Origin of the sequence: Nonomuraea sp. NPDC048916, assembly GCF_040649575.1 — a bacterium.
Taxonomy (GTDB): Bacteria; Actinomycetota; Actinomycetes; order Streptosporangiales; family Streptosporangiaceae; genus Nonomuraea.
The window spans coordinates 1-376 of sequence record NZ_JBEZFS010000295.1 but is presented as its reverse complement, the minus strand read 5'-3'; the positions used below and the strand labels follow the sequence as shown (position 1 = coordinate 376).

Below are 376 nucleotides of genomic sequence, written 5' to 3'. Positions count from 1 at the left end.
TTACTAGCCAGTAGATATCGCCCCCGGTTCAAGGAGATCAGCAGCCATGGGCCACTTCAAGAGCAACCTGCGTGACCTGGAGTTCAACCTCTTCGAGGTGTTCGGGCGCGGCGAGATCCTCGGCACCGGGCCGTGTCGCTGCTGCTGCGTCGCCCGCCGGGCCGCGAGGCCTTCCCAGGTGACGTGTTCTACCTACACTCCCGTCTGCTGGAGCGCTGCGCCAAGCTCTCCGACGACATGGTCACCGTGCCTTTCGTCATGTCCACGATCGCGCCGTGGGTGTCGTGGAAGTGGGTGAGCTGAGTTCCGGGATCGAACGTGATGGTGTCGTACTCGGGCGCTGCTGGGGGAAGCTGGGTCATCCGACCCAACCCCC

Annotated in this window: 1 protein-coding gene and 2 pseudogenes; 2 read left to right on the top strand and 1 reads right to left on the bottom strand. The window is 64.1% G+C overall.

Annotated elements, in window-relative coordinates; translation table 11 throughout:
* Nucleotides 1–46: 46 nt before the first annotated feature.
* Nucleotides 47–97 (top strand): annotated as a pseudogene (locus AB0C16_RS40935) (acyl-CoA dehydrogenase N-terminal domain-containing protein); the annotation flags it as partial.
* 26 nt (nt 98–123) lie between these two features.
* Nucleotides 124–240: pseudogene (locus tag AB0C16_RS40930) on the top strand (hypothetical protein); the annotation flags it as partial.
* Here the strand turns inward: AB0C16_RS40930 and AB0C16_RS40925 are convergent.
* On the bottom strand, nt 189–362 hold the full coding sequence (locus tag AB0C16_RS40925) for a hypothetical protein (RefSeq protein ID WP_357691612.1): 174 nt from the start codon (nt 360–362) through the stop codon (nt 189–191). The pseudogene AB0C16_RS40930 and the gene AB0C16_RS40925 overlap by 52 nt on opposite strands.
* Between the last annotated feature and the right edge of the window lie 14 nt (nt 363–376).